This window comes from Streptomyces malaysiensis subsp. samsunensis (assembly GCF_024519315.1).
In the GTDB taxonomy this organism is placed as follows: Bacteria; Actinomycetota; Actinomycetes; order Streptomycetales; family Streptomycetaceae; genus Streptomyces; species Streptomyces malaysiensis.
Genome location: NZ_JANIIC010000017.1, coordinates 40,015 through 54,835, shown reverse-complemented (window position 1 = coordinate 54,835; position 14,821 = coordinate 40,015). Strand labels below are relative to the sequence as shown.

Below are 14,821 nucleotides of genomic sequence, written 5' to 3'. Positions count from 1 at the left end.
CCGGGGCGGTGCCGGTTGGAGGTGCGGCCGAGCCAGGACGACCGTAAGGGTCGCGGGAACCGCCAATGGGGCCGGCCCCGCGTCCCTTTGTCGGAATGTGCCACATCCCCTCGCCGGAATGTGCCGGATCCCGGAGTCAGTCATGCGCAGATCATGGTGGCCGCTCGCCGCCATCACGCTCGGCAATTTCATGCTGTTGATAGACGTCACGATCGTGAACACCGCACTGCCCCAAGTGGCGCGGGGGCTGGACGCGTCCTTCACCTCCCTCCAGTGGGTGATGGACATCTACGCGCTGGCGCTGGCCGCGCTGCTGATGGTGGCCGGTTCGGCGGCGGACCTCTTCGGACGGCGGCGGCTGTATCTCGTCGGCCTCGCCGTGTTCGCGATCTCCTCCCTGGCCTGCGGTCTGGCACCGGACGCCGGGGTGCTGATCGCGGCCCGCGCCGTCCAGGGGCTGGGGGCCGCGGCCATGTTCGCCACCAACACCCCGCTGCTGATGGCGACGTACTCCGGACGCGACCGCGGTATCGCCTTCGGGGTGTGGGGCGGTACGAGCGGGGCGGCCGCCGCGGTCGGCCCGGTGCTCGGCGGAGTGCTGACCGAGTACGTCGACTGGCGGGCGATCTTCCTGGTCAACCTGCCGCTGACGGCGATCGCGGTGTGGATCACGGTCCGTTCCATCGACGAGTCGCGCGGCGTGCCGGGGGTGCGGATCGACTGGCCGGGCGCCGCCTCGTTCACGGTGTGCGCCGGGGGGTTGACGTATGGGCTGATGCGCGGTGGCGAGGAGGGCTGGGCCGACACCGGCACGGTCGCCTCGCTGATGGTGGCGGCCATCGCGCTCCTCGCCTTCGCCGTGGTCGAGCGCGGCAAGCGGCAGCCGCTGCTGGACCTCGCGCTGCTGCGCCGCCCGACCTTCGCGGTGCTGATGGCGGCGGCCCTGCTGCTCCAGGCGGCGGCCTTCCCGTACCTCACCTACGCCGGGCTGTGGCTCCAGTCGGTGCTGGGCATGAGCCCGGTGCAGGCGGGGCTCGCGGTGACGCCGATGGCGGGCGTCTCGCTGGTCGTCGGCGCGGCGGGCGGACGGCTGCTGGAGCGGGTCGCCCCCGGGCGGACGCTCGGCGGCGGACTGCTGCTGGTGGGCACGGGCGCGCTGGTCAACGCGGCGATGGTGACCCCGGACGCGGGCTGGACGGCCTTCGTGCCGGGCCTGGCCCTGGCCGGGCTGGGGATCGGCCTGGCCATGCCGGTGCTGGTCTCGGCGGCCCTCGGCTCGGCCCCGCCGGAGCGTGCGGGCATGGCCAGCGGCGCGGTGAACACCTTCCGGCAGCTGGGCTACGCACTGGGGATCGCCGTGCTGGGCACGGTCTTCGCGACGCGGGTACGGGACATGGTCGACGACAGCGGCAGCGTCCCGGCGCGGGCGGCCGGCCAGGCCGCCGAGGCCATCAGCGGAGGTCACGCGGACGCCGTGATCGCCGCCGCGCCCCCGGCCCGCGCGGACGCGGCACGGGCGCTGGTCCACGAGTCCTTCGCGGCCGGACTCGACCGCATCTGCGTGATCGCCGGCATCGCGGCACTGGCGGCGGGCCTGCTGGTCCTCGCGGTCGTCCGCGGCGGCCCCGGCGGCCCGCCCCGGAAGCCGACCACCGAGAAATCCCCGACGGAGCCGGTCCACGCCTGAGCCGTGGGTGGCGTACCAAACGAGGGGCGGGCGCCCGACGGCGCCCGCCCCTCGTGGCGTTGAGGCCGGGGTCCGTCAACGTGCGTGGTGCGAGTAACCCCTCCGCGATCTGATCGTTTGTCTTATTACGCGTTATGCGCGGAGGCAACGCGAGTTCGAGCCTCGGCCGGGCGACGGATCGACGCGCAGAGATGTCACGGCGGTTGGGTCCGAAAGAGGTTGGCACCCTCCGCTCCTGGTCCCTGGATACGGGCGGCCTGGCCCCTGGCTGGTGGGGCGTGACCACACCCGAATCCACACCGGAAGGCAGACATATGCCACCTGAGATCGCACTGCTGGAGTCGCGCGCGCTGCGCGACAGCGTCATCGAACGGACGGATGTCCTCGACAAGGTCAAGATCCTGACCGTGCTGCCCGATGGGCTGCATATCACCACACGCATGGTCGCGGAGTACTTCGAGGTTGGGGAAGAAGCCGTCAAGAGTCTGACCAAGCGGCATCGGGCGGAGTTCCAGAGCAACGGGATGCATATCCTCCGAGGCTCTTACCTGCAAGTTTTTGAAAGGTCCAACGTGGACCTTTCAGATTCGAGTTATCCACAGGGCCGCGCCCACCTCACCCTCTACCCCCGCCGCGCGGTGCTCAATGTGGCGATGCTGCTGCGGGACAGCGATATCGCCAAGCGGGTACGCACCTACCTCCTCGATGTCGAGGAGGCCGCCCGGAGCGGACCGGAGGCCGGGGCGGAACAGCTCCCGCTCGAGCAGGTCCTCACCCAGCGGATGCTGACCGGGCCGATCGGGACACGTCTCGAAGCCGTCGAGGCGTGTCTGGAGGATGTCGGCTCCACACTGCGGGAGCTGGCGCCGTGGATGGCCGGGGTCTCCGCCCGGCTGGACGGCATGGACCGGCGGCTCGACGCGCACGGGCGGTTCATCTGCGCCATGAGCGAGCGGCTCTGCGATCTCGGTGAGGACATGACCGAGGTCCGCAGGGATGTCGCCACGCTCAAGGCCGAGGCGGCTCAGCGACGGGCGCGGCGCGCCAAGCGGCGGCGCGCATAGCGGACCGGAGGAGCTCGGTGGGCTGGGGGGTACATGCCCTGTGGATAACTCTGATCCCATAGGTTCGTTTTGGACCTATGGAAGGCTTGCAGGTCAGAGCCGCGCGGTGACGACCCGCTCACCGGGCTTTTCGGGCATGAGTTGTAGGATGACTGGGCAACCGGGTGAATCGAGTGAGGGAGTCGAGAGGGATGGCGTTGCGGGCGGCCGGGCGGCAGTCACTGGTCGACACCGTGGTGGAGCAGTTGCGCGGGCAGCTCGCCGAGGGCGAGTGGAAGGTCGGCGACCGCGTGCCCACCGAACATGCCCTCGCCGAACAGCTCCAGGTCGGCCGGAACACGGTCCGCGAGGCGGTCCGGGTCCTCGTACACGCGGGGATGCTCCAGTCCCGGCAGGGCGAGGGCACCTTCGTGGTCTCCACGACCGACCCCGCCGAGGTCATGCGGGATGTGCGGCGCGCCGGGATCCGGGATGTGCTGGAGCTGCGGATCGCGCTGGAGGCCGAGGGGGCGCGGCTGGCCGCGCTCCGGCACAGCCCCGCCGATCTGCGGCGGATGCGGGCGGCGCTGAAGTCGCTCGAGGCGTTCGAGGACGCCGGGGAGCAGTCCGCGTCCGGCCACCATGAGCTGCACGCGGCCCATGACCTCGAGTTCCACACCGCCGTGGTGGACGCCGCGCACAACGCCGCGCTGAGCGCGACCTACGGCTGGTTCAGCAGCTCGGTGCACGACTCGCTGGTGGCCTCGCTCGGCGATCGCGAGGTGCCGAGCATCGTCCCCGCCGATCACCGCGCCCTGGTCGAGGCCATCGCCTCCGGCGACCCCGCGGCCGCCGAGGCGGCGGCACGGGCCCTGCTGGAGACGCCGAAACGCGCCATCGAGGCGTTGCTCGCCACCGGCTGAGTCCGCTCGCCGGGCCCCATCCACCACCGCCTCACTCATCTGAGCACCATGGAACGGAGTTCTTCTTGGCACGCCCGCACACCCCCGGCCCCGCGGCCGAACCCCTGCTCGTGGACGCCGAGACGGATCTGCGGCCGACCCCCGAGGTGGCCGTCGCGCGGCGCGCCCTGCGGGCCCACCCCGCTCTGCTCCTGATCGGCATCGTGCTGGCGTCGCTCAATATGCGGGCCGCGCTCGCCGGGGTCTCCCCGCTGCTCGGCGAGATCAGCGGCCATTTCGGGCTGTCCGCGACCATGGGCAGCCTGGTCACGACCATTCCGCTGATCTTCATGGGCCTGGCCTCGCCCTTCGCGGCCCGGTTCGCCCGGCGCTGGGGCACCGAGGCGGTGCTGCTGGGCGCGCTGGTGCTGCTGCTCGGCGGCATACTGCTGCGCGTGGCGCCGCCGGTGATGGCGCTCTTCGCCGGGGGCGCCCTCGTCGGCAGCGGGATCGCGTTCCTGAACGTGCTGATGCCGGGCCTGGTCAAGCGTGACTTCCCGCATCGGGCCGCCGGGATGACGGCCCTCTACACCACCTCGATGATCGGCGGGGCGACGGTCTCCGCCGCCTCCGCCGTGCCCCTGGAGAACGGGCTCGGCGGCTGGCGGGGCTCGCTCGCCTCCTGGTCGCTGCTGGCGGCCGTCGCGGCGCTGGTCTGGACACCGCAGACGGTGCTCGCACGGCGCGGAACGCACCACCGTGAGCCCGCGGCGACGCCCGTGAGGACGGCACCGGACGCGGGGCCGAGGCTGGGGCGCTCCGCGCTGGCCTGGCAGGTCACGCTGTTCATGGGGCTGCAATCGTCGATCGCGTACGTCTGTATCGCATGGCTGCCGACGATCTTCACCGACCATGGCATGAGCAAGAGCGCGGCCGGGCTGGTGTTCGCGTTCAGCACCATGTTGCAGATGGTGGGTTCGTTCGTGGTGCCCACCCTCGCGGGGCGGATGCGCGCCCAGCGGATGCTGGCGGTCGTGGTCGCCGCGCTGATGGCCGCCGGTATGGCGGGCCTGCTGGTGGCTCCCGTCGCCGGGGCGTGGGTGTGGGCGGCGCTGATCGGTGTCGGACAGGGCGGGTCCGTGGGGCTCGCGCTGACCATGATGGTGCTGCGGACCGGGGACGCCCACACCTCGGCACGGCTGTCCGGGATGGCGCAGACCTGGGGCTATCTGCTGGCCGCTGTGGGCCCTCTGGCGCTCGGTGTGGTGCACCAGACCACGGGCGGCTGGGGGCTGCCGCTCACACTGATGCTGGCGGTCTGCGGGGCGCTGGTGGTGCTGGGCCTGGGCGCGGGCCGCGACCGCAAGATCCGGGCCTGAGCCGCTCGCGTTCTCACACCGTGGCCGCCACCCTGGATCAGACCGGCGCGGCCCCGGACACACCGCGGCGGCGGCCGTCACGACGCCCGCCGCCGCCGGGGAGACAACCGGGGCGGCTCCACCGTCCCGGCGCGGTGGCGGCCGTAAGGCGGGCACGAACTCCCGGCGGCCTTCTGCGGGAGCCCCCGCATAAACCCCGTACGGGCCCCAGGCCGCCGGGGCGTCAGCTCACGCGGGTGGTCACTCCTCCCCCGCGAGTGTCAGCGAGCGCAGCTTGCGGCCCGCGTACCAGGTGGCGCCCACGGTCACGACCAGCAGCAGGATGACGCCGGTCGCCAGGCCGACATCCGAGGTGATCACATCGCCGTCCGCGACCTTCTGGCCGAGCGCCAGCGCCCACTGCTGGACGCTGAGCTTGCGGGCCCCGGCGACCACGCTGCCGAAGAACGTCTCCCACACCAGGGCGTAGACCAGGCCCGCGATCACCGCGTGCCGGGTCACGGTGCCCAGCAGCAGGAAGACCGCGCTGTAGGCGACCGAGGCCACGGCGGCGGCGACGGCGTAGCCGACGGCCAGCTGATTGGCGTTGCCGTTCAGCACGAAGCCCGCGAGCAGGGTGGGGATCGCGGAGAAGGCGGCCGTGACGCCGATGGCCACGATCAGCTTGGTGACGATGATCGTCGGCCGCTTCACCGGCTTGGCGAGCAGATAGATGACCGAGCCGTCGTCGATCTCCGGGCCGATCGCGCCCGTACCGGCGATCACGCCGATCAAGGGGACCATGGTGGCCATGGCGAAGCCGCCGAGGATCGCGTCGGCCGTGCCGTCGTCCGATCCGGTCAGCAGCCGTACGGCGAGCGAGATGATCAGCAGCAGCCCGGGGAGGGTGAAGAGGATCAGCGCGCGGCGGCGGCCGAGCAGGGCCCGGTAGGTGAGCCGGGCGACGGTGGGGTGGTAGAGCGAGGACATCGCTGTGGGCTCCTTTCAGGCCGCGACGAGGTAGGAGAAGACGCTCTCCAGGGACTCGTCGGAGGGCGAGACCGTGAGAAGCCGGATGCCCTGGTCACGGGCGACCCGGGGCAGCAGTTCGGTGAAGCGGGCGAAGTCCACCGCCTGGATGTGCAGTCCGCCGTCGACGCCGGTGCTCGCGTCGACCTCGATACCGGTGGTCGACGGGTCGGCGATCAGGGCGGCCGCGAGCGCGCGGTCGTCGCTGGACCGTACGAGATAGCGGTGCGGACGGTCCGTCATCAGCCGGCGGATCTTGCGGAAGTCGCCGGAGGCGGCGTGCCGTCCGGCGACGATCACCTCGATATGCGCCGCCAGCTGCTCGACCTCCTCCAGGATGTGCGAGGAGAACAGCACGGTGCGGCCCTCCGCGCCCATCCGCCGCAGCAGATCCATCAGTTGCATCCGCTGCCGGGGGTCCATGCCGTTGAACGGCTCGTCCAGGAGGAGCACCGACGGCTCGTGCACCAGCGCGGAGGCCATCTTCACGCGCTGGCGCATGCCCTTGCTGTACGTGGCGATCTTCCGGGAGCCCGCGTAGTCCATCTCGACCGTGTCGAGCGCCTTACGGGCGGCTCCGCGCGGATCGGGCAGCCCATGCAGCTCGGCGTTGGCGATCACGAACTCGCGGCCGGTGAGGAAGTCGTACATCGCCTCGCGCTCGGGGACGATGCCGATGTGGCGGTACGCCTGCTCATTGCGCCAGATCGGGTCGCCGTCGAGGGTCACGGATCCGGTGGAGGGGGCCAGGAAGCCGCCCATCATGTTGATGAGGGTGGACTTGCCGGCGCCGTTGGGGCCGAGGAGCCCGGTGACACCGGGGCCGATGTTCATGGTCACGTCGTTGACGGCCACGACGTTCCCGAACCAGCGGGAGACGTTGTCGATGGCGATCGTGGTCACAGGCCGACCTTCCGGTAGCGGCGCATCAGCAGCCCGTACGAGCCGGCGATCAGGCCGAGGAGAACGAGGACGTAGACGAGCCCGGTGCCGGTGCCGGGGCCGACCCCGCCGGGGAAGGAGGAGGTGGCACCGAGGAACGCCGTCTGCACGCCGTCGATGATGGTGATCGGCGAGAACAGCCCGATCCAGCTCACCGGGCCGGAGTTGCCCTGGTCCCAGGCGATGGCCTGGACGGCGGACACCGCGCCGTAGGAGATGGTCAGCAGGGCGATGACGGCTGCGACGCCGAAGCCGCGGCGCGGGGTGAGCGCGGCGATCACCAGGCTGATGCCGGCGAAGAGGAGCGAGAGCAGAGCCACGGAGACCAGTCCTTGTGCGAAGCCCTTCGTCTGATCGGCGAAGTCCAGCTTGGCGAGCAGTGCCCCGACGTAGAGGATCAGCAGGGGCACACCGGTGAGGATGAAGAGCGCGGAGGCCATGGCGGCCAGCTTGGCCACCACGTAGTCCATCGTTTCGATGGGGCGCGAGAAGTAGAGCGGGACCGTCTTGAAGCGCAGGTCCCGGGAGACGGACTGCGGCGCCTGGGAGGCGGTGTAGAGGCCGATGACGGCCTGAAGCATGATCGCGTAGCGGGTGTACTTGACGGGGAGCTCGTCCACGCTGGTGGCGATGGCCACCGCGACGATGATCGCGGCGGGCATGCACATCACGGCCAACAGCAGCATCGGCGCCACCTTGGACTTCGCCGAGCGGCCGAGGCCGTAGGCACCGCGCAGGCTCTGCGAGAAGAGCGAGCGGCGGGCGTAGGCGCGGCCGAGGCGCGGGCCGTCGTAGTGGCGGTAGCCGATGTTGTGAATGACGTCGGCGCGCTGCTGGGTCACGGTCTCAGGCGGCATCGACGGCACCCCCCTTCCCGTGTGTGCTTGCGGCGGCCGGTGCTCCGGGCGCTCTCGTGCCGTCCACGGCGTCCACGGCGTCCGTGGCCTCCGCCTCGTCGTCGGACCGGAAGATCTCCGCGATGCGGTGGCGGCGCTGCTCCATGCGGACCAGGCCGAGGCCGAGTCCTGCGATGGTGTCGCGGACCGTGTCGTACGTCTCCTCGCCCACCACGTCGACCAGCAGCACATGGTCGGAGCCGGGCGCCCCGTCGGCGCCGCGGCCGGCGGGCTGGACGGTGAGCCCGGCCCGGTCGAGGGCGGTGCGCAGCGCCGTGGTGCCGTCCGGGTGGTCGGCGGTGTCGGTCACCTCGACCGCGAGCGAGGCCGTCGCCTGGGTGAAGTCGCTGGTGGAGCTGGAACGGAGCAGCTTGCCGCCGTCGATGACCACGACGTGGTCGCAGGTGCGCTCCAGCTCGCCGAGCAGATGCGAGGTGACCAGCACCGAGATGCCGAAGTCGGTGTGGACGCGGCGGATCAGCCCGAGCATCTCGTCGCGGCCGACCGGGTCCAGTCCGTTGGTCGGCTCGTCCAGCAGGACCAGGCGCGGGTCGTGCACCAGGGCCTGGGCCAGTTTGACCCGCTGCTTCATGCCCGTGGAGTAGCCGCCCATGGGGCGGTACCGCTCCTCGTACAGCCCGACGTGGCGCAGGGTGTCGGCCGTGCGCTCACGGGCGGCGGAGGGCGGCAGCCCGGACATGCGCGCCATGTGGACGACGAACTCGGTCGCCGAGACATCGGGCGGCAGGCAGTCGTGCTCGGGCATGTATCCGACGCTTTCGCGGATGGCGCTGCCGTCCTTGGCCACATCGAGACCGAGCACGGAAGCGCGGCCCTCGCTGGCGGGGGACAACCCGAGCAGGATCTTGATCAGCGTGGACTTACCGGCGCCGTTGGCACCCACCAGGCCGGTGACCCCTGGTGCGATGTCTACGGACAGCCGGTCGAGCGCGGTGACGCGGGGGAACCGCTTGCTCAGACTTTCGGTGGCGATCACAGTCACGCGTTCGACGGTAGTGGGCCCGGACACAGGCGGCGTCACTCCAGACGGTGGGATTCGCATCGTCCTCGGGTCTGACGCGCCCGTAGGGGGCGGGGCCCGACCGGAGGGGGTTACCGCGGGTATCCACAGCCGTTCCGGGGCCTTATGCCCGGTCTGCGGCCGGTCGCCGGACGGGATCGTGCCCATCCTGGGTACGACGCGGTGAACGGCGCCGGTGAACAGGGCCGGAAGTACGAACCCGGCGAACCGCACCGCCGGGGCCGCCACGGCGGCCAGACCGGCCGAGACGACCACGGCCGGAGCCACGGCGGAGACGGCGTCTCCAAGGGCGCTAGAGACCCGGTGCGCCCCAGACCGGGAACCAGCGGCTCAGGTCCTCCTCGATCCGCAGATCGTCCCCGAGCAGCGCCCGCATCTGGAGCTCCAGCGCGTTGTCCCGCTTCTCCACGGCGCCCGGCAGCGGTGCGAAGGGGTAGAAGGTGCCGCGCTTGTAGAGATACACCAGCGCGAGCGAACGGCCCGACGCGTCCTGGAAGCCGATCAGGGAGCACAGCAGCTGGGGGCCGAACCCCCCGTCCTGGAGCAGCGAATTGACCGCGTGCACATCATTGACCAGGGAGGCCACGTCGTCGGGCGCCTGCCGCGCCAGCAGCCAGGTGTAGCCGTACGCGTCCTGGCTGAACTCCACGGGGATCCCGCCCCGGTCCGTGTCCGCGTCCAGCAGCTCCCGGACGTCCCGCTGGAGCTGGGAGAAGGCGCCGCCCTCCACGCTCGCGAAGCAGACCGAGCCCCGGCCGGTGGAGGTGAACCCCGCCCCCGCCTCCAGGGTGACCGCGGCCCCCGGAAGCCCGAAGAGCCGGTCGAGGTCGGGCCGTGCCGGCTTGCTGCGGCCCAGGATGGCGTCCCACAACCTCACGCCTCAGCCCCTTCCCGCCTGGCCCAGCTGGGCGGAGATCCGGCCGAGCTGGTCGAGCCGCCGCTCCAGCGTCGGATGCGAGGAGAACAGCCGGCTGACGCTCTCGCCGGAGAGCGCGGGCGCGAAGAAGAAGGCGTTGAACGGCTCGACCTTGCGCAGATCCCGGGTCGGGATCCGGGCCATCTGCCCCGTCACCTTGGTCAGCGCGGCGGCGAGTGCCGAGGGCCGCCCGGTCAGCAGCGCACCGGCGCGGTCGGCGGACAGCTCGCGGTAGCGGGACAGCAGCCGGGTCAGCAGAAAGCTGATCGCATAGACCACGGCGCTGATCAGCGGGATGAGCAGCACCGCGATGCCCACGTTGTTGTTACGGCTGCCGCGGCTGAGCCCGCCCCACAGCGCCGCGCGGGTCATGATGCCCGCCAGCACGCCGAGGAAGGAGGCGATGGTCATGACCGCCACATCGCGGTGCGCCACATGCGACAGCTCATGGGCGAGCACGCCCTCCAGCTCCTGCGGCTCCAGCCGCCGCAGCAGCCCCGTGGTGGCGCACACCAGCGCGTTCCGCTGGTTGCGCCCGGTGGCGAAGGCATTCGGCACATCGGTGTCGGCGATGGCCACCCGCGGCTTGGGCATGTCCGCGAGCGCGCACAGCCGGTCCACCGCACCGTGCAACTCGGGGGCCTGCTGCGGGGTGACCTCCCGGGCACCCATGCTGAACGCCGCGATCCGGTCGCTGAACCAGAACTGCGCCACGAACAGCCCTCCCGCGATGATCACGATCAGCGGCCAGGCGCCCTTGAACACGGCGAGCAGCACACCGATGAAGACCACGTAGAGCAGCCCGATGAAGAACATCGTCGTGACCATGCGAGTGGTCAGCCCCCGGTCAGGGGCATAGCGGGTACGGGGCATGACGCGCCTCCCCATTGACACGACGCCAAGGGCTCTGTACCGATGGCGCCAAAGGCTCTATACCCGATTCTGCCGCTTATCGGACGATCCGCGTCGCGTCCCTGGTCCCTTATTCGGTGATCTGCTATTCGGTGATCTGCGCCGCGCCCTCCAAGGCGATCTTCTCGAAGACCCCGAGGTCGGCCGCGAAGATCGAATCGGGGATCGGCCAGTGCAGCACGATCTCATCAATGCCCAGCTCGGCATGGCGTCCGGCGAACTCCACGAACGCGTCCACCGAGCTCAGCGGCCCTGCGGCCGCCGGGGTGAAACCGGTGAGCATGATCTTGTCGAGCTCACCCGGATCCCGCCCGGCCTCCGCGCACGCCCGGCCCAGCCGCTCGATCTGACCGCCGATGGCGGCCAGCGAATCGGCCGGGGTGCCGGTCTCGGAGATCTTCGGATCACCCGTGGTGACCCACGCCTGACCGTGTCGCGCCGCGAGCCGCAGCCCGCGCGGACCGGTGGCGGCCACCGCGAACGGCAGCCGCGGCCGCTGCACACAGCCGGGGATGTTGCGCGCCTCGTGGGCGCTGTAGTGCGTGCCCTCGTACGTCACCGCGTCGTGCGTCAGCAGCCGGTCGAGCAGCTCGACGAACTCGCCGAACCGGTCCGCCCGCTCCCGGGGCGACCACGGCTCCTCACCGCCCCGCAGCAGCGTCGTCGCGTCGAAGCCGGAGCCGCCCGCGCCGATGCCGAGCGCGAGCCGCCCGCCGGACACATCGTCCAGCGTGATCAGCTCCTTGGCCAGCGTCACCGGATGCCGGAAGTTCGGGGAGGTGACCAGGGTGCCCAGCCGCAGCCGCGAGGTGGCCGCCGCGGCCGCCGTCAGCGTGGGGACCGCCCCGAACCAGGGCCCGTCGCGAAAGCTGCGCCAGGACAGGTGGTCATAGGTGTACGCGGCGTGGAAACCCAGCTCCTCGGCGCGCTGCCATATCTCCCGGCCGCTCTCGGACCAGCGGTGGACGGGCAGGATCACGGTGCTCACTCGCATACCGCGAGCCTAAGCGGTGGGTGTGACAACGCAGCACCCGCGGGATGCCCGGGACGGCAGCGCAGGGCGACCAAGCGCGCCACAGGCCGCGAACGAGCCACGCAGGACGCGCAGCAGCACCCCAGCAGCACCTCACTAGCACCGCGGGACGCGTACGAGCGCGCAGGACGCGGGACGCCTACGGGCACCGCGCACCGGCACCGGCCCCTCACCGATGAGTGGCATATGCGGGAGGATGTTGCCGTGGCTCCTGCGACCGAGCGGCCGAACACCCCGGCCACAGAGCGTTCCCGCCCCGCCCCGGCCCGGCCCCGGCTGATCGCCACCGACCTCGACGGCACGCTGCTGCGGGACGACAAGACGGTCTCCGAGCGCACCGTGGCGGCGCTCGTGGCGGCCGAGCGCGCGGGCATCGAGGTGTTCTTCGTCACCGGCCGCCCGGCCCGCTGGATGGATGTCGTCAGCGCCCATGTGCACGGCCACGGCCTGGCGATCTGCGCCAACGGCGCCGCCGTGGTCGATCTGCACCAGGGCGGGCTGCCGATCGAGGTCCGCCCGCTCGCCACCGACCGGGCCCTCGCCGTCGTGGAGGCGCTGCGCGAAGCGGCCCCCGGCACCACCTTCGCGATCGAGCGCAGCGGCGGAATCTTCTACGAACCGCGGTACCCGCCGTTCCACCTCGACCCGGGCGCGATCGTCGCCCCCGCCGAGAAGCTGCTCCACGACGGGTTCGCCCACGCCGACATGCCGGTCCTCAAGCTGCTCGCCCACCACCCCGAGCTGGCGCCCGACGCCTTCCTCCAGCTGGCCCGCTCGGTGGCCGGGTCCCACGGCGACTTCACCCGCTCCAGCCCGTCCGCCCTGCTGGAGGTCAGCGGGCTCGGGGTCAGCAAGGCCAGCACCCTGGCCCGGTGCTGCGCCGAGCGCGGGATCTCCGCCGCGGATGTCGTGGCGTTCGGGGACATGCCCAACGACCTGGAGATGCTGATGTGGGCGGGCACCTCGTACGCGATGGCCAACGCCCATCCGGATGTGCTCGCCGCGACCACCCACCGCACGGCGAGCAACACCGAGGACGGCGTCGCCGCCGTCATCGAGCGGATGCTGGCGGGCTGACGAGCCGATCCTGACGGGCTGAGCGCGCTGTGCCGCCCCCCGGCCACCGGACCGGGGGGCGGCGGGTTCACACGGCCGTGCTTACCAGAAGAAGACCAGGTAGCCGTTGCCACCGGCGGTGCCGACGGAGCCCGCGCTGCCCGGGGTGTTGCCGCCGGGGCCGCCGACGCCGCCGTCGCCGCCCGCGCTGGTGTTCGTCGGGGGCAGCTCGACGATGCCGTCGACCGCGTCGCCGCCCTCACCGCCGTCGGCGCCGGAAGCCCCGTTCTCACCGGTGCGGTTCACCACGGAGAGGCTGTTGCAGGCGCCGGTGCCACCGGTGCCGCCGGTGCCCGGCGTGCCCGGGGCGGCCGTGCCGCCGCCACCGCCCGTACCGCCCGTACCGCCGCCGGCGATGAGCTGGACCCCGCTGGAGGAAGTCAGGGTGGTAGCCCCACCGTTGCCACCGGTACCACCGGCACCACCGGGGTTGCCGCCCGTGGGGCCACCCGGACCTGCGGTGCCGGCGGTGCCACCGGTGCCCAGGTCCACGGCATAGCTGGCGAACGGCGTGACCGGGATGACGCACCAGGTGAAGCCGCCGGATCCGCCGCCCCCACCGGTACCACCGGCGCCGGTCAGCGTCGCGCTGGCACCACCGCCACCACCGCCGCCACCGCCGCCCGCGCCCCACGCCTGGATGTGCACCGAGGTGACACCGGCGGGAGGCGTGAAGGTGCCGTCCGCGGTGAACTCCTGGATCCCGTGGATGATGGCCGGCGGCTTGGGCGGCTTCGGCCGACCGAAGCCGCCGCCCGTGGTGTCATCCGCCTGGGCGGCGGGGGACAGGGTCATCACCTGTCCGATAAGGGCCGCCGCGGTGACGGTGGCGAACAGGACCCGGCGACGCGTCCGGGGTCGCTTGGGAGTGGGACTCTGGCTGTTCACGTCATGACTTCCTTCCCCGCGGTCGGGCCAACATCTGTCGCGGAGTGCGATGGGATACGAAGGACCGAACGGCCCGCGAGGCTCATCCCACCGTCGGCCACCACGACCCGCACTCTGACGAGGCGCTAGTTGGCCCGCGTAGGTGAGCCGTTGGGCCGCCCGAGCGACAAACGCCGCCCCGGGGCGGCGTGTCAGACGCGGAGCAAGTGGTCAGGCGCGTAGCGGCCGTGGGACGCGCAGCGGCCTCGTCAGACGCCCATCGGGATGACCGGCATGAGGCCCACGGCGGCCCCGTCGAGCGCCTCATGGCCACCGGCACCTTCGGGGTGGGACTGCTGCCCGGCCATCCTCGGCACGAGGCACACAGCAGCCCGCCAGGCGCATAGCGGCGTCCGACACACAGCGAAGGCCAAGCGCATAGCGGCCATGAGCCGCCAAGCGGCAGGGGTCCGCAGCAGCCCGCCAGGCACCCAGCGCCATGCGGCGCACAGCAGCCGGTCAGGCGCGCGTAGCAGCCATGGGGCACGCAGCGACCTCGCCAAGCGCCCAGTGGGATGACCGGCATGAGGCCCACGACGGCCCCGTCGAGCGCCTAACGGCACGAGGCACACAGCCGCCCGTCAGGCATATAGCGGCGTCCGACACACCGCAGTCCGCCAGGCACCCAGCGCCATGCGGCGCACAGCAGCCGGTCAGGCGCGCGTAGCAGCCATGGGGCACGCAGCGACCTCGCCAGGCGCACAGCCGCATAAGGCCCGTACCAGGCGATTAGCCGCATGGCGCACATCGGCCTCGTCAGACGCCCAGCGGCATGGCCATACAGCATCCCCATCAATCGCCGAGTCGTATGAGGCCCATAGCGACCCGTCAGGCACATAGCAGCCATGAGGCGTGGATCGGCCTCACAGGGCGTCCGGCGACATAAGGTCCATATCGCCCTATCAGGCGCCCAGCCGAATGAGGTCCACAGCAGCCCATCAAGCACCCAGCGTCACGAGGCACACAGCACCCCCGCCAGGCACCCGGCGCCATGCGGCGCACAGCCGCACGGCCGCCC

Annotated in this window: 13 protein-coding genes; 5 read left to right on the top strand and 8 right to left on the bottom strand. The window is 71.7% G+C overall.

What is annotated here, in order from left to right; genetic code table 11:
- Nucleotides 1-142: 142 nt before the first annotated feature.
- From NQU54_RS16710 to NQU54_RS16695, 4 genes are all read left to right on the top strand, one after another.
- Nucleotides 143-1,687: an MFS transporter gene (locus tag NQU54_RS16710; RefSeq protein WP_257631752.1), complete on the top strand. Its 1,545-nt coding sequence runs from the start codon at nt 143-145 to the stop codon at nt 1,685-1,687.
- A gap of 314 nt (nt 1,688-2,001) precedes the next feature.
- Entirely contained in the window at nt 2,002-2,751 is a 750-nt protein-coding gene (locus NQU54_RS16705; protein WP_257631751.1) for a hypothetical protein, read from the top strand.
- A gap of 191 nt (nt 2,752-2,942) precedes the next feature.
- A complete protein-coding gene (locus NQU54_RS16700) occupies nt 2,943-3,653 on the top strand; it encodes a FadR/GntR family transcriptional regulator (RefSeq protein WP_257631750.1) in 711 nt (236 codons plus the stop codon).
- Nucleotides 3,654-3,718: 65 nt separating this feature from the next.
- A complete protein-coding gene (locus NQU54_RS16695; RefSeq protein WP_257631749.1) occupies nt 3,719-5,011 on the top strand; it encodes a CynX/NimT family MFS transporter in 1,293 nt (430 codons plus the stop codon).
- 240 nt (nt 5,012-5,251) lie between these two features.
- Here NQU54_RS16695 and NQU54_RS16690 read toward each other — a convergent pair whose 3' ends face one another.
- From NQU54_RS16690 to NQU54_RS16660, 7 genes are all read right to left on the bottom strand, one after another.
- On the bottom strand, nt 5,252-5,980 hold the full coding sequence (locus NQU54_RS16690) for an ABC transporter permease subunit (protein ID WP_069861118.1): 729 nt from the start codon (nt 5,978-5,980) through the stop codon (nt 5,252-5,254).
- A 15-nt stretch (nt 5,981-5,995) separates the two neighbouring features.
- Nucleotides 5,996-6,922 (bottom strand): ABC transporter ATP-binding protein, encoded by a 927-nt coding sequence (locus NQU54_RS16685; protein ID WP_069861120.1) that lies wholly within the window; start codon nt 6,920-6,922, stop codon nt 5,996-5,998.
- A complete protein-coding gene (locus NQU54_RS16680; protein WP_167502354.1) occupies nt 6,919-7,818 on the bottom strand; it encodes an ABC transporter permease in 900 nt (299 codons plus the stop codon). Before NQU54_RS16680 ends, NQU54_RS16685 begins: the two co-directional genes overlap by 4 nt.
- Nucleotides 7,808-8,920, bottom strand: coding sequence for an ABC transporter ATP-binding protein (locus NQU54_RS16675; RefSeq protein ID WP_306278779.1), 1,113 nt, complete (start codon nt 8,918-8,920; stop codon nt 7,808-7,810). The genes NQU54_RS16680 and NQU54_RS16675 overlap by 11 nt, the downstream gene beginning before the upstream one ends.
- A 271-nt stretch (nt 8,921-9,191) precedes the next feature.
- Nucleotides 9,192-9,776, bottom strand: a complete 585-nt coding sequence (gene pspAB / locus NQU54_RS16670; protein WP_232639875.1) for a PspA-associated protein PspAB — start codon at nt 9,774-9,776, stop codon at nt 9,192-9,194.
- Between the two features lie 3 nt (nt 9,777-9,779).
- Nucleotides 9,780-10,688, bottom strand: coding sequence for a zinc metalloprotease HtpX (gene htpX, locus NQU54_RS16665; protein ID WP_069861126.1), 909 nt, complete (start codon nt 10,686-10,688; stop codon nt 9,780-9,782).
- A gap of 124 nt (nt 10,689-10,812) precedes the next feature.
- Nucleotides 10,813-11,721 carry an LLM class flavin-dependent oxidoreductase gene (locus tag NQU54_RS16660; RefSeq protein WP_257631747.1) on the bottom strand — a complete coding sequence of 303 codons (909 nt, stop codon included), beginning with the start codon at nt 11,719-11,721 and terminating at the stop codon, nt 10,813-10,815.
- 243 nt (nt 11,722-11,964) lie between these two features.
- Between NQU54_RS16660 and NQU54_RS16655 the strand changes: the two genes are divergently transcribed.
- Entirely contained in the window at nt 11,965-12,837 is an 873-nt protein-coding gene (locus NQU54_RS16655; protein ID WP_257631746.1) for a Cof-type HAD-IIB family hydrolase, read from the top strand.
- An 81-nt stretch (nt 12,838-12,918) separates the two neighbouring features.
- Here the strand turns inward: NQU54_RS16655 and NQU54_RS16650 are convergent, their stop codons facing one another.
- A complete protein-coding gene (locus NQU54_RS16650; protein ID WP_257631745.1) occupies nt 12,919-13,764 on the bottom strand; it encodes a hypothetical protein in 846 nt (281 codons plus the stop codon).
- Nucleotides 13,765-14,821 lie beyond the last annotated feature (1,057 nt).

Excerpts from the sequence above, each read along its gene's own strand:
- NQU54_RS16690 (WP_069861118.1), bottom strand. The coding sequence starts at position 5,980 with ATGTCCTCGCTCTACCACCCCACCGTCGCCCGGCTCACCTACCGGGCC.
- NQU54_RS16710 (WP_257631752.1), top strand. The coding sequence starts at position 143 with ATGCGCAGATCATGGTGGCCGCTCGCCGCCATCACGCTCGGCAATTTC.
- NQU54_RS16660 (WP_257631747.1), bottom strand. The coding sequence starts at position 11,721 with ATGCGAGTGAGCACCGTGATCCTGCCCGTCCACCGCTGGTCCGAGAGC.
- NQU54_RS16680 (WP_167502354.1), bottom strand. The coding sequence starts at position 7,818 with ATGCCGCCTGAGACCGTGACCCAGCAGCGCGCCGACGTCATTCACAAC.
- NQU54_RS16705 (WP_257631751.1), top strand. The coding sequence starts at position 2,002 with ATGCCACCTGAGATCGCACTGCTGGAGTCGCGCGCGCTGCGCGACAGC.
- htpX (WP_069861126.1), bottom strand. The coding sequence starts at position 10,688 with ATGCCCCGTACCCGCTATGCCCCTGACCGGGGGCTGACCACTCGCATG.
- NQU54_RS16675 (WP_306278779.1), bottom strand. The coding sequence starts at position 8,920 with ATGCGAATCCCACCGTCTGGAGTGACGCCGCCTGTGTCCGGGCCCACT.
- NQU54_RS16700 (WP_257631750.1), top strand. The coding sequence starts at position 2,943 with ATGGCGTTGCGGGCGGCCGGGCGGCAGTCACTGGTCGACACCGTGGTG.